This is a genomic window from Streptomyces sp. NPDC101110 (assembly GCF_044759525.1).
Lineage (GTDB): Bacteria > Actinomycetota > Actinomycetes > Streptomycetales > Streptomycetaceae > Streptomyces.
This window is the reverse complement of sequence record NZ_JBIVZM010000001.1, coordinates 386,335-399,290: the sequence shown is the minus strand read 5'-3', so window position 1 is coordinate 399,290 and position 12,956 is coordinate 386,335. Positions and strand designations below refer to the sequence as shown.

10 protein-coding genes and 1 pseudogene are annotated in these 12,956 nt (G+C 72.6%); 4 read left to right on the top strand and 7 right to left on the bottom strand.

All coding sequences use genetic code 11. The annotated features are described in order from the left end of the window. Positions 1-8 precede the first annotated feature (8 nt). From ACIQU3_RS01895 to ACIQU3_RS01880, 4 genes are all read right to left on the bottom strand, one after another. Positions 9-998 carry a malate dehydrogenase gene (locus tag ACIQU3_RS01895; protein WP_403724627.1) on the bottom strand — a complete coding sequence of 330 codons (990 nt, stop codon included), beginning with the start codon at positions 996-998 and terminating at the stop codon, positions 9-11. A gap of 473 nt (positions 999-1,471) precedes the next feature. Next, positions 1,472-2,827 carry a DUF2690 domain-containing protein gene (locus ACIQU3_RS01890; RefSeq protein ID WP_403724624.1) on the bottom strand — a complete coding sequence of 452 codons (1,356 nt, stop codon included), beginning with the start codon at positions 2,825-2,827 and terminating at the stop codon, positions 1,472-1,474. A gap of 383 nt (positions 2,828-3,210) precedes the next feature. Next, positions 3,211-3,774, bottom strand: coding sequence for a DUF3017 domain-containing protein (locus ACIQU3_RS01885; RefSeq protein WP_403724621.1), 564 nt, complete (start codon positions 3,772-3,774; stop codon positions 3,211-3,213). Beyond that, positions 3,764-4,618 (bottom strand): bifunctional methylenetetrahydrofolate dehydrogenase/methenyltetrahydrofolate cyclohydrolase, encoded by an 855-nt coding sequence (locus ACIQU3_RS01880; RefSeq protein ID WP_104777804.1) that lies wholly within the window; start codon positions 4,616-4,618, stop codon positions 3,764-3,766. Before ACIQU3_RS01880 ends, ACIQU3_RS01885 begins: the two co-directional genes overlap by 11 nt. Before the next feature lie 275 nt (positions 4,619-4,893). On the opposite strand from ACIQU3_RS01880, the gene ACIQU3_RS01875 reads away from it, so the two are divergent. The 3 genes and pseudogenes from ACIQU3_RS01875 to ACIQU3_RS01865 all read left to right on the top strand — a co-directional run bounded on the left by ACIQU3_RS01875 (position 4,894) and on the right by ACIQU3_RS01865 (position 7,354). Next, complete coding sequence (locus ACIQU3_RS01875) at positions 4,894-5,472, top strand: hypothetical protein (RefSeq protein ID WP_403724615.1); 579 nt, start codon at positions 4,894-4,896, stop codon at positions 5,470-5,472. Positions 5,473-5,606: 134 nt separating this feature from the next. Continuing rightward, positions 5,607-5,711, top strand: a pseudogene (locus ACIQU3_RS01870) (FHA domain-containing protein); the annotation flags it as partial. A 47-nt stretch (positions 5,712-5,758) separates the two neighbouring features. Continuing rightward, positions 5,759-7,354, top strand: a complete 1,596-nt coding sequence (locus ACIQU3_RS01865; RefSeq protein WP_403724610.1) for a protein kinase — start codon at positions 5,759-5,761, stop codon at positions 7,352-7,354. 135 nt (positions 7,355-7,489) lie between these two features. On the opposite strand, the gene purH is transcribed toward ACIQU3_RS01865, so the two are convergent. Both purH and purN read right to left on the bottom strand, forming a co-directional pair. Further along, a complete protein-coding gene (purH, locus tag ACIQU3_RS01860) occupies positions 7,490-9,076 on the bottom strand; it encodes a bifunctional phosphoribosylaminoimidazolecarboxamide formyltransferase/IMP cyclohydrolase (protein WP_403724607.1) in 1,587 nt (528 codons plus the stop codon). Beyond that, a complete protein-coding gene (gene purN, locus ACIQU3_RS01855; protein ID WP_403724603.1) occupies positions 9,073-9,711 on the bottom strand; it encodes a phosphoribosylglycinamide formyltransferase in 639 nt (212 codons plus the stop codon). The genes purH and purN overlap by 4 nt, the downstream gene beginning before the upstream one ends. 305 nt (positions 9,712-10,016) lie before the next feature. Here purN and ACIQU3_RS01850 point away from each other — a divergent pair, with 305 nt between their 5' ends. Beyond that, complete coding sequence (locus tag ACIQU3_RS01850) at positions 10,017-10,823, top strand: hypothetical protein (RefSeq protein WP_403724600.1); 807 nt, start codon at positions 10,017-10,019, stop codon at positions 10,821-10,823. A gap of 114 nt (positions 10,824-10,937) precedes the next feature. Here ACIQU3_RS01850 and ACIQU3_RS01845 read toward each other — a convergent pair whose 3' ends face one another. Then, complete coding sequence (locus ACIQU3_RS01845; RefSeq protein WP_403724597.1) at positions 10,938-12,872, bottom strand: DUF6350 family protein; 1,935 nt, start codon at positions 12,870-12,872, stop codon at positions 10,938-10,940. Between the last annotated feature and the right edge of the window lie 84 nt (positions 12,873-12,956).

Genomic DNA, 12,956 nt, shown 5'->3' with positions numbered 1-12,956 from the left:
GACTCCGGTCAGATGAGACCGAGGCCGCGGACCGCCTCGCGCTCCTCCTCGAGCTCCTTGACGGAGGCGTCGATCCGGGCGCGGGAGAACTCGTTGATCTCCAGGCCCTGGACGATCTCGTACTTGCCGTCCTTGGTGGTGACGGGGAAGGAGGAGATGAGGCCCTCCGGCACGCCGTACGAACCGTCGGACGGGATACCCATGGAGACCCAGTCGCCCTCGTCGGTGCCGTTGACCCAGCTGTAGACGTGGTCGATGGCGGCGTTCGCGGCGGAGGCGGCCGACGAGGCGCCGCGGGCCTCGATGATGGCGGCGCCGCGCTTGGCGACGGTCGGGATGAAGTCCTCGGCCAGCCACTTCTCGTCGTTGACGACCTCGGCGGCGTTCTTGCCAGCGACGGTGGCGTGGAAGATGTCGGGGTACTGGGTGGCGGAGTGGTTGCCCCAGATCGTCAGGCGCTTGATGTCGGCGACCGTCGAGCCCGTCTTCTTCGCGAGCTGCGTCAGCGCGCGGTTGTGGTCGAGGCGGGTCATCGCGGTGAACCGCTCGGCGGGTACGTCCGGCGCGGCGGCCTGGGCGATGAGGGCGTTGGTGTTGGCCGGGTTGCCGACGACCAGCACCTTGATGTCGTCCGCGGCGTGGTCGTTGATGGCCTTGCCCTGCGGCTTGAAGATGCCGCCGTTGGCCTCCAGCAGGTCGCCGCGCTCCATGCCCTTGGTGCGGGGGCGGGCGCCGACGAGCAGACCGACGTTGGCGCCGTCGAAGGCGACGTTCGGGTCGTCGGTGATGTCGATGCCCTGGAGGAGCGGGAACGCGCAGTCGTCCAGCTCCATGGCCGTGCCCTCGGCCGCCTTCAGCGCCGGCGTGATCTCCAGGAGGCGCAGCTTCACCGGCACGTCCGCGCCGAGCAGCTGACCGGAGGCGATGCGGAAGAGCAGGGCGTAACCGATCTGGCCGGCCGCGCCGGTGACGGTGACGTTCACGGGAGTGCGGGTCATGGCGTTCTCCGTATGACAGCTGGCGGTGGGGCGTCCCTGCCCCGGACGTTTGATCGATCTCTTGGCGTCAAGAGATCCGACCAGCGGTCAGGCTATCGCGCATCCGGGATCCCGTACGTCCGGGTCGGTGTGGCCCGGCCCACAACCCCGTCCGGCCCGCACACGCGTGCGTGCCGAACGCGAGAGGCGGCCGCCCGTCCGGGAGAGGAGGACGATGGCGGCCGCCTGGGGGATACCGACCGTGCCGGACTCCCGTGGGGGTACGGTTCGCCTGCCCACGATTCCGGCGGGCATTCCTGCCCTTCGGAATTTCCCGGCCGGGCGCGGGCGGACCGCATGTCCGCACAGGCCTTACCGGCCGGGCACGGGCGAACCGGACGGCCGCACAGGCCTTACCGGCCGGGCACGGGCGAACCGGACGGCCGCACAGGCCTTACCGGCCGGGCACGGGCGGACCGCACGTCAGCACCCTGTCAGTCGGTGCACCCCTTCTGTCCGGCCGTCAGCGTGGCGCAGGCCTTGGCGTCCGTGGCGCTCTTCACGGCCACCATCGGGGTGTAGGCGATGGCGTCGCCGGCCTCGGTGATGCTGCCGGTCTGCTTCGCCTTGCCCGAGCTGATCTGCACCTCGTCGCCCTGTGCCGCCTGAGTGATGCGCCCCCAGGCCGCCTTGCAGGTCTCGCTGTAGCGGACCTCGACGACGGTGGTGCCGACGGTCGCGGTCCGGGCCGTGGTCACCTTGTCACCGCTGCACCCCATGGCCTCCGCGTCCTTGCCGGTGCAGCCGTCACCGCTGCACTTCACGCCGGGCGGCAGCTTCGGGTCGCTGCTGACGGTCGGCTTGGGAGACGTGCTGCCGCCCTTGGTCTCGTCGTCGCCACCGCCGCCCATGAGGTAGAAGGCACCCGCGATCACCACGAGCACGCCCACGACACCCGCGAGGAACGTCATGGTCCGCTTCTTGCCCGCGGCAGCGGAGGCGGAGGCAGCGCGACGGCTCCCCCCGGCGCGACCGGACCCGCCGGCGGCGCCAGGCCCTCCGGCCCGGGCCGGGACGGCGTCCTGCGGCGGTTCGCCGTACGAGCCCGCTCCGGCACCGGAGCTCCGGCCCGGGCCACCGGGCGACCCCGCGGAGGTCCCGGAAGCCGAGCCGGGCCGGCCCCCCCTGCCCGCACCGGTGCCGGCGGAGCGCCCGCCCGACGGCGACGGGCCCTGGTACCCGGCCAGGCCCCACGAGTTGACCTCGGGCTCGGCGGCCCGGCCGCTCTCCTCCCGCAGACCGGAGCCGGTGGAGTCCTGGACCTCCGGGGCCGTCGGCTGGGACGGCACGGACGGCGCCACACCGGCCGGCCCCGCGATGCCCGGCGTGACCGTGGTGCCGCCGCTGCGGCGGGCGGGCCTGCCGCCGCCCGCGGAGGCCGCTCTGCCCTCGCCCGCGGAGGCCGCTCGGCCCTCGCCCGCCGAGGCCGCCTTGCCGCCGGCCGCGGGGTCGCTGAAGTCCTGCCCGCCGAACTCCCCGAGCGCGGCACGCGCCTGGGATATCCGGATGGCCTCCATCGTCATGTCGTGCCGCATCTCCGAGCGGCTCCAGGCACGCTCGGCCAGCTCCCACATGGTGGTCAGGTGCACCGGGTTGGTGCCGGTGACCTCGGCCAGGGCCACGATCGCGCCCTTCGGGGCGAGCAAACGCCCGTTCAGATAACGCTCCCACGACGTCTTGCTGTAGCCCGTGCGGTCCGCGACCGACGCGATGCTCAGACCACCGCGGTCCACGAGCCTGCGCAGCTGACTGGTGAACTCCCTGATCTGCGGATCGAGCTCATCCGGCAAGGCCTTCCAACGAGGCATTGCTCCCCCTCTTCCCCCCGGTACGTGCTGATATTTCTCGCGCTGTTCGCCCCGCGCGTGGCGGCCTTGGCCGAGTCCCCGTTCTGGATACCCACAGGGATGCGCCCAGTCAGGATCTCAGTTCCCTGACGAGGGGCGCACAGGAGCATGGTGACCGCGCGCGATACACCCTGGACCGTCCCGATTGTCCATGCCAACCCCGCCGTCGCACCACTTTGTGTGGTATCGGAAGCGAGACGTACCGGAACCGTCACCTCCGTGCCACAGCGCACTGACAGCCGTTGAACAGGCCGTTCGCCGTGCAGGAGGGTGGTGTGTGAAGGCGGTCCGTCCTTCCTCGGGGGAGAGGACGGGCCGCCGTCCCGTCACTCGTTGGTGACCGTGAAATGCAGTGTGTCCTTCAGGAACGGGATCTGCAGCAGCGGATTCGGCTGGGCCATCAGCGCCAGCAGGACGATCACGGTGCCCAGCAGGCCGTAGGTGACGATGTCCGTGAACCGGGAGCGGACGGCGAGCATGCCGACGCCCGGCAGCAGCCAGCGCATCGCCCCGCCGCCCAGCAGGGCGACGCCGATCAGCAGCGTCCCGAACCGGAACTGTCCGAAGGCGGTCACCAGCAGTCCGAGTCCGGTCAGTCCCAGCACGGCGAGCACCGGCCACTGCCGGGCCGGCGCGGGAGCGTCCCCGGGTGCGGCCCGGCCACCGCCCTCGGGCCGCGCGGTGTCCTTGGTGAAAAGCGGGAAGCGCCGGGTGACCCGCCGCGGCCGACCCTCGGCGTCGGGCGCGCTGACGGGGTCCCGGACGGTGAGGTCCTCCGGCGACTCGTGCCCGCCATGCGAACCGTGCCCGCCATGCGAACCGTGCCCGGTGGGAGCCTCGTGCCCGTCGGCGGCCTGCTGCCCGCTGGGGGCCTGGTGCTCAGCCGGCACTGCGCTCCGCCGCCTCGACCACGTTGACGAGCAGCTGGGCACGGGTCATCGGTCCGACTCCGCCGGGGTTCGGGGAGATCCAGCCGGCGACCTCGGCGACGTCGGGGTGCACGTCACCCACGATCTTGCCCTCGGCGCTGCGCGAGACGCCGACGTCGAGGACGGCAGCTCCGGGCTTCACGTCCTCGGCACGGATCAGATGGGCGGAGCCTGCGGCGGCCACGATGATGTCCGCGCGCTTGAGGTGCGCCGACAGGTCACGCGTGCCGGTGTGGCACTGCGTCACGGTCGCGTTCTCGCTGCGGCGGGTGAGCAGCAGCGGCATCGGCCGGCCGATGGTCACACCGCGTCCGACGACCACGACCTCGGCGCCCTTGATCTCCACGCCGTAGCGGCGGAGCAGCGTCAGCACGCCGTTCGGGGTGCAGGGCAGCGGGGCGGGCTCGTTGAGGACGAGGCGACCCAGATTCATCGGGTGCAGACCGTCCGCGTCCTTGTCCGGATCCATCAGTTCGAGGATGCGGTTCTCGTCGATGCCCTTGGGAAGCGGCAGTTGCACGATGTACCCGGTGCAGGCGGGGTCCTCGTTCAGCTCGCGGACGGCCGCCTCGATCTCCTCCTGGGTGGCCGTGGCGGGCAGTTCACGCTGGATGGAGGCGATACCCACCTGCGCGCAGTCGCGGTGCTTGCCGGCGACGTACTTCTGGCTGCCGGGGTCGTCCCCGACCAGGATCGTGCCGAGGCCGGGCGTGACGCCCTTCTCCTTCAGCGCCGCCACGCGGGCGGTCAGATCGGACTTGATCGCGGCTGCGGTGGCCTTGCCATCGAGAATCTGGGCGGTCATGCCCCCATCCTCGCGGATGACCCCGCCACGGTTCCAATCCGCCCGCAATCCGGGCACCGGGGGCTCCCCCGTCCCGTATCCGCCCATGATCGGCGATGTTGCACTTGCACAACACATCGGGAATGCGGCTGGACAAGCCGGTCAGTGGTGCAGAACGATGACATGACAAGTGCCGCGGGCAGCTCAACGGGGGGACGGTCGCAATACTGAAGGTTTTCCTCCGTGCGGATGTCGCGCGTCGTTTCCGCACAAGGACCAACGGAGGAAAGTCCCCCATGAGCTACGGCGACCCGAACAACCCCTACGGCGCTCCCCAGGGGCAGCAGCCGCAGCAGCCGGGCTACGGTTACCCGCAGGACCAGGGGCAGGCTCCCGGTTACGGCTACCCGCAGGCCCCTCCGGTCTCCCCCTACGGCGGCCCCGCCGCACCGACCACGATGCCCGGCTCGGTGAGCGCGGCCCGCGTGATGATGTGGGTCATCGTCGGTCTGCAGGTCGTCGGTGTGGCCCTCTTCGCCTTCGGCGCGATGGCCCTGAACGCCGCGAAGGACGACGAGTCCGTCAAGGACAACGCCGCCTTCCAGGACCTGGTCGGTGACTCGACCGGCCTGATCTGGGGTTACGTGGTGTTCGGCCTGGCCTGGCTGGTGTTCGCGGCCGTTCTGGCGACGAAGTTCAAGAACGGCGGCAACGGCGCCCGGGTGACCATCCTGGTCTTCGCCATCATCACGGCGGTCCTCGGCATCTACCCGTTCGTCATCGTCGGTCTGGTGCACACCATCCTGGCCGTCCTGGTCGCGGTGTTCGTCGGCAACTCGGCAGGCAAGGCCTGGTTCAACCGCCCCCGCTACTGAACGGACCCGGTCGGCTGGACCGGTTCACGCCGATCAACATCCAAGGGCCGTGTCTCACCCGTACGAGGGGGGCACGGCCCTGGTGCGTCGCCCTAGTCTGACGGTGGTAGCTGTTCAGGCACGGGGAGAGCACCTTGTACAGCATCATCGTGGTACCTCCGCCGACCACGGAGGACGAGCGAAACCCCACCCCCCTCCGCATCACGCCAGGTGAACGCCTCGCGCGCGGTTCCGCGCACCGGGCCTCCCGGATCCTCGGCCGCCTCGGCCGGTCCGGTTCGGTCCGGTGACCGAGGCGTACGCCGTGCCCGTGCCCAAGGGTTACCGGGTCGGCGTCTGGGAGGTGCGCGAGCCCATCGCGACCGGCGCCTTCGGCAGCGTGTACGCGGCCCGGCGCGTCGGTGACGGCACCGGGCTGCCGCGCACGGCCGCGCTGAAGTTCCTGCCGACCGGGACGGCCACGCCCCGCCGGCTGACCCACCTGCGCGAACTGATCGAGCGGGAGGTCGAGCTGTACCGGCGGCTGAGGCATCCGCGGCTGGTGCGGATGTACCAGACGCTGACGGTCGACGACCCGGGCCGTCCGGACCTGGACGGCGCCACCGTCCTCGTCCTGGAGCGGGCCGAGGGCTCTCTGTCCGCCCTGCTCGCCGCCTCGCCCCGGCCGGCCGCCGGCCCCGGGCTGCTCGGGCAGATCGCCGAGGGCCTCGCCCAGCTGCACGGCGCCGGCTGGGTGCACGGCGACCTGAAGCCGGCCAACGTGCTGCTCATGGCGGACGGTTCGGTCCGCCTCGCCGACTTCAACATGGCCGCCGAACTGGAGGGCACCCACGCCTACACCCCGGCCTTCTCCACGCCCGACTACACCCCGCCGGAACTCCTGTGGACCGAGATCGGCGAGCGTGGCCGCCGTATCCGCCCCTCCGCCGACATCTGGGCCTTCGGGGTCCTCGCGCACCTCGTGCTCACCGGCTCCTTCCCGCTGCCCGGCGCCACCCCGGCCGCCCGCAGGGACGCGGCGGCGGCGTACGCCCGCGGCGCCGACGAGTTGCGTCTGTCGCCGGAACTGCCCGACGACTGGCGGGAGATCGTGCGCGACTGTCTGACCCGGACGCACCGGCAGCGCATCGGCGGCGCGACGCTGCTGCGCCGTGTGACATCGGCCGCGGGCCCGGGCGGGAGCACCATCCGCCTGCCCCGCCTGCGCACTGCCCGCCGTCCGCGCCCCGCCCTCCGGCTGCACCGCGCCCGCCGTGTGCGCCGCTGGTCCGTGGCGGCCGTCCTGGCCGGGGCGGTCGCGGCCGTGACCGCCCTCGCCTACGGAACCGGTGCCTGGCCCGGTGCCGAGGGCGGCGGCACAGGCTCCGGCGCGAGCGCGAACGTCTCGGCGGCCGCGTACGGCGCCTCGGAACTGCGCACCGACCGGGGCGTTCCACCCGCCTATCGGCTGCTGATCGTGGAGACGGCGCACGACTGCGACCGGAAGGAGGTCAGCCCGGTCCTGATCGCCGCCATGCTGAAAGTGGAGAGCGACTTCGACCCGGACCTCTCGGACCCCGGCAACGACGAGTACGGCATCGCCCGCTGGACCCCGCGCGTCCTGCGCTGGTGGATGAACGAGGACGGCACTCCCGGCGAGACGGTCCCCCAGCCGCCCTTCCCACCCGCCGAGTCCATCCCGGCGATGGGCCGCTACCTGTGCTGGATCGCCCCGCGCCTGGACGAGAACCTGCCGGGCGACCGGCGCGTCCTGATCGCCGCCGCGTACCGCACGTCGTACCGGACGGTGAACGCGACGGACGGCGTGCCCCCGGACGTACGCGCCTACGCCGCCCGCGTCGCCCACTTCCTGGAGCGGTACACGCCCGAGAGCCGGAAGTGACCGCGCCGTCAGGGTCGTTGACGCGTCGGAGGCACGCCGGTGGACGACCACGAGATCGACGGCTGCCCCAGCGCCGACGGCTGACACATACGGAACGGGCCGGCGTGGTCGCCGGCCCGCTCCGTCACCTACGGCTCAGTGGAAGAAGTGCCGCGTCCCCGTGAAGTACATCGTGACGCCGGCCTTCTGCGCGGCCTCCACGACCAGCTCGTCGCGGACGGAACCGCCGGGCTGGACCACGGCCTTCACTCCGGCGGCGGTGAGGATCTCCAGACCGTCCGGGAACGGGAAGAACGCGTCCGAGGCGGCATACGCGCCCTCGGCACGCTCGGCACCGGCCCGCTCCACGGCCAGCTTCGCGGAGTCCACCCGGTTGACCTGCCCCATGCCGACGCCGACCGAGGCGCCGTCCTTGGCGAGCAGGATCGCGTTGGACTTCACCGCGCGGCAGGCCTTCCAGGCGAACGCCAGCTCGGCCAGCTCGGCCGCGCTCAGCGCCTCGCCGGTCGCCAGGGTCCAGTTGGCCGGGTCGTCGCCGTCGGCCTGAAGGCGATCGGTGACCTGGAGCAGCACACCGCCGTCGATCGGCTTGACCTCGACGGGCGCGGCGGGCCCGTCCGCGCAGCGCAGTACGCGGATGTTCTTCTTCTTGGTGAGGGCTTCCAGGGCGCCGTCCTCGTAGCCGGGCGCGACGATGACCTCGGTGAAGATCTCCGCGACCTGCTCCGCCATCTCCTTGCTGACCGGGCGGTTGACCGCGATCACGCCACCGAACGCCGACAGCGGGTCACAGGCGTGCGCCTTGCGGTGCGCCTCGGCGACGTCCGCGCCGATCGCGATGCCGCAGGGGTTGGCGTGCTTGATGATCGCGACGCAGGGCTCGGTGTGGTCGTACGCGGCACGGCGGGCGGCGTCCGTGTCCGTGTAGTTGTTGTACGACATCTCCTTGCCGTGCAGCTGCTCGGCCTGGGCGAGGCCGCCGCCCGCGGCGGAACCGCTCATCGATGCTGTGGAGACGTAGAGGGCCGCGGGCTGGTGCGGGTTCTCGCCGTAGCGCAGGGTGTGCTCTCGCTCCCAGGTGGCGCCGAGGAAGTCGGGGAACTGCGACTCGTCCACGGGCGCGTAGGAGGAGGCGAACCAGGAGGCGACGGCCACGTCGTAGGCGGCCGTGTGCTGGAAGGCCTCGGCGGCGAGCCGCTTGCGGGTGGCGAGGTCGAAGCCGCCGCCCTGGACGGCCTTGAGCACGTCGGCGTAGCGGGCCGGGCTGGTGACGACCGCGACCGAGGGGTGGTTCTTGGCTGCGGCGCGGACCATCGAGGGGCCGCCGATGTCGATCTGCTCGACGCACTCGTCGGGCGAGGCGCCGGAGGCGACGGTCTCACGGAACGGGTAGAGGTTCACGACGACGAGGTCGAACGGTTCGACACCGAGCTCGGCGAGCTGCTCGCGGTGGCTGTCCAGGCGCAGGTCGGCGAGGATGCCCGCGTGCACGCGCGGGTGCAGCGTCTTCACGCGGCCGTCCAGGCACTCGGGGAAGCCGGTGAGCTCCTCGACCTTGGTGACGGGGACGCCGGCAGCGGCGATCTTCGCGGCGGTCGAGCCGGTGGAGACGAGCTCGACCCCGGCCTCGTGGAGCCCGCGGGCGAGGTCCTCGAGCCCGGTCTTGTCGTAGACGCTGACGAGCGCCCGGCGAAGGGGCCGCTTGTTGCTCTCGGCGGTCACTGGATAACTACCTTTCGTCCCTCAATGCGATAGCCGTTGCGGGCGAGGCGCCCCACGACCTCGACGAGCAGCCTTCGCTCGACTTCCTTGATGCGCTCGTGCAGAGCGCCTTCGTCGTCCTCGTCCCGGATCTCCACCACGCCCTGCGCGATGATCGGCCCGGTGTCGACGCCGTCGTCGACGAAGTGGACGGTGCAGCCGGTGACCTTGGCGCCGTACGCGAGCGCGTCCCGCACACCGTGGGCTCCCGGGAAACTGGGCAGCAGGGCGGGGTGGGTGTTGACGAACCGCCCCCCGAACCGCGCGAGGAACTCCTTGCCGACGATCTTCATGAACCCGGCGGAGACGACGAGGTCGGGCTCGTGCGCGGCGACGGCCTCGGCGAGGGCGGCGTCCCACTCCTCGCGGCTGCCGTGGTCCTTGACCTTGCACACGAAGGTCGGCAGCCCCGCGCGCTCGGCGCGCGCGAGCCCCTCGATGCCCTCGCGGTCCGCTCCGACGGCCACGATCTCGGCCCCGTACTCCCGCGCGCCGACGGCGGCGATCCCGTCGAGCAGCGCCTGGAGGTTGGTGCCTGATCCGGAGACCAGCACGACGAGGCGCTTGGCGCGCGGGGCCACGGGCTTGGCGGCCACGGTGGAGGCCTTTCTCGGGGGAGTGTCTGTCCAGGGCGGCCGACACCCGACGCTTTGTGCATTCATACAAATGCTTTGCGTCCCCGGATACGGGGAAGCCTACGAACCGGCCGGCCGTCAGCAACGATACCGGCACACCGGACGGCCCCCACGGGACGGGGGCGGGGCCGGGAGGTAGCGTCTGGACGGAGCCGGTTCGGGAACGACGTCCGGACGTGGTGCGTTCAGGAGGTGACGGACCCGGGTCCGACGCCGTTCCGTTCTGTCCACTCATTCCTCCTCACCAACGGGAAGACGCTCACTTGATGCCGGACCGCAGCCTGCGACTCCTCACGTTCCCCCAGCTGTCGATGCAGGGAGGGGAGCGCGGCGCCGTGCTGCTGCGGGAGCGCCCCGGCTCGCCGCCCGACGCGCCCTCGGACAGCGACGGCGAGGACCGCAAGGGCCGCGGCTCCCAGGAGGACAACCCTTTCGCCCCACCGCCCGAGGGCACGCCGGACCGGCCCTGGCAGCCGCGGCGCCCGTCGGGTGAGGACTCCCGGGGCCCGCATGACGGCCAGGACGGTGGCGGGCGTGACCGCTCGCCCTGGGGCAGCCAGTGGAGCGACCAGCAGCCCGGCCGCTCTTCCGGCGGTTTCGGTGAGCGTCCCCGCAGCGGCCCCGAGGGCCAGGGCGGCGGCCCCCAGGGCGGCGGCCCCACGATGCGCTGGGATCCCACGGACCCCGCGCAGCGCCGGGCGCGCTACGCCCTGCTGTCGGGCATGTGGGCCTTCTTCTTCGCCCTGTTCAGCTGGCCGTACGTGGCGCTGCTGCTCGGCGCACTGGCCCTCTACTGGGCGATCAGCGCGCTGCGCGCGGGGCCGCGCCGGGCGGCCCCGGACGCCCCCGCACCGGAGCAGCAGGGCGGCGGCCGCCCCCAGACGACGGCGGCGGTGACCGGCCTGGTCACGGCGTCCCTGGCGATCGCTCTGGTCGCCGCGTCCTTCACGGCGCAGCTGGTCTACCGCGACTACTACACGTGCACCAACGACGCCCTCACCAACGAGGCGAAGCAGTCCTGCTCCAAGCTGCTGCCGGAGGAGCTCCGGGGACTGCTGGGCACGGAGAGCTGAGGCTTCAGGGGACTCGGGCGCTTCACGGGTTCTTGGGCGCCTTAGGGTTCTTGGGCGCCAGGGATTCTTGGGGACCTCAGGGATTCTTGGGCGCCTCAGGTGTTCTTGGGGACCTCAGGTGTTCTCGTGTGCTTCAGGCTCTGTGGCGCGGAGGGCCGGGTCGGCCGGGCCCGGGGTCGGGTTCTGGTTCGCGGTCGGGTTCGGGTTCGCGGTCGGGTTCTGGTTCGGGTTCGGCTCGAAGGGCAGGAAGTCGTAGAGCCCGAAGTCCGTCTCCGGGTTCTCTGTGCGGCCCCGGCTGCGGCCCCGGCCCGAACCGGTCTTCCGGCCTCGGCTCCATCTCCTGTCCGGGGCCCACTCGTCGTCTCGGCTCCGGTCCCGGCCCGGGCCCTGCTCCCGGCTTCCGCTCAGGTCCCGGTCCTGATCCCATCGCTGACCTCGGTCGGTGCTCCAGACGGCTCCGTCGTCCTCGGCCTCCGCCTCCCACAGAGCTCCGGAATCCAAGCGGTCGCCGAGACGGCCGGCGTCCGCGTCGCCGGGCTCGGCCCCTCCGGTTCCGCCGGCCACCCCCGCGATCCCGGCGACCCCGGTGCGTGTGAACCAACCGCGGCCGGTCCACCGGGACCCTCCCCGCCCTCGGGGGCCCGGGGTGGCTTCCTTGCGCTGTTCGCCGATCCTCGGCACCTCCGCCCGGGGCGTCCGCCGCCGCCAGGCCCATGCTCCAAGCGCCGTCAGGATCGCCGGCAGGCCCAGCCAAACCAGCGTCGCGGCGCCGACCTGCCACCACACCGGGCCGAAGCGGGACAGCACGGCAGAGCCGAGGGGGCCGCCCGACAGTGCTGCCAGCGCCGCGAGCGCGGCCGCGCCCAGGAGCGACGCCAGGGCGGCGGCACGGACGGTGCGGCCGGCCGACCAGGTCACCGCCGGGTCACCACCCGGTCCCGTCCCGTCGCGTTCCGCGGAGGCCGCCCCCTTGGTCACCGTCCAGCCCACGAGCACCCCGGCGACCAACGGCACCGCCCCGGCCGACCAGTGCACCGGGGTCCCCTCCCCCGCCTCCGGCACCGCCGCCAGCAGCGGGAACGGCGGCAGGAGGGGGGCCGGCGCCGAGGACAGCGGGCCCACCACGTGACCCGCCCCGAGTGTGAAACCCGGCCCGAGGGCGTAAGCGGCGCCCCACACCGCCGCGTTCGGGACCAGCGCCACGCACAGCAGCAGCACGGTGAACCGCCCCGACCACCCCTCGGTCAGCCCGAGCCACGCCGCCCGGGTCGCCGCGCCGTGCCCCAACAGCGACACCGCCACCAGCAACGCCCCGCCCCCGAGGAGCACCGTCACCCCGGCGGCCGCCCCCCGCGCGGCGACGCCCGGGCGCCCGTCCGCGCCGAGCACCAGCGGGCGTACGCCCTCGGGCAGCACGCCCAGCAGCCGCCGCAGCGGCCGGCCCGGACGGCCGTACGCGGACCACACGCCCGCCCCCGCCGCCACGACAGCCACGAAGGGAACGCACACCCCGGCCCACACCCACGACGGCCGCAGCACACCGCCGGCGGCGTAGAGGGCGGCGGGCACGGCGACGGCGACGTAGCCGACGACGACGCCCGTCCACGCGGTGCGGGCGGGGACCAGGGGCGGGCTCGCGGCCGTCCCGGTGTCCTCCTCGCCACCGTCGTCGCCCCCCTCCCCTCCGCCCTCTGTGGCGTCCCGCGACGTGCGGTGCAGCAGCCACACCGGCAGCGCCAGCAGCAGCAGGGGCGGCAGGCCGAGGGGGGCGGGGACGCCGGAGAGCGTGTCGGTACGGACCAACTCGGCACCATGGGCCAGCAGCCACAGCGCCGCCGCCACATGCATGGCCCCGCCGGGCCCGCTGTCCGGGTAGGGCGAGCTGATCCACAGCAGTGTCACGAGCACGGCGAACGACGCCAGTCCGAGGCCCGCCGCGAAAGCGCCCCCCAGGAAGCAACCGATCAGTCCGGGCGAACCGTCGCGCATCCGGGTGAGCAGGGGTGACGGCGAACGTCGGCGAGCGGTCATCTCGTTCACGACCGCCATGCTCCCAACGACACGCGCTTTACCGGCGTAACAGGCGAACCCTCGCTGTGTCGCCCAAAATATGTTTATGTGCTTTTTCGGACG

Bases quoted from the DNA above. Each gene is read 5' to 3' on its own strand.
- ACIQU3_RS01845 (WP_403724597.1), bottom strand. From the start codon at position 12,872: ATGGCGGTCGTGAACGAGATGACCGCTCGCCGACGTTCGCCGTCACCC.
- ACIQU3_RS01875 (WP_403724615.1), top strand. From the start codon at position 4,894: ATGAGCTACGGCGACCCGAACAACCCCTACGGCGCTCCCCAGGGGCAG.
- ACIQU3_RS01895 (WP_403724627.1), bottom strand. From the start codon at position 998: ATGACCCGCACTCCCGTGAACGTCACCGTCACCGGCGCGGCCGGCCAG.
- ACIQU3_RS01850 (WP_403724600.1), top strand. From the start codon at position 10,017: ATGCCGGACCGCAGCCTGCGACTCCTCACGTTCCCCCAGCTGTCGATG.
- ACIQU3_RS01880 (WP_104777804.1), bottom strand. From the start codon at position 4,618: ATGACCGCCCAGATTCTCGATGGCAAGGCCACCGCAGCCGCGATCAAG.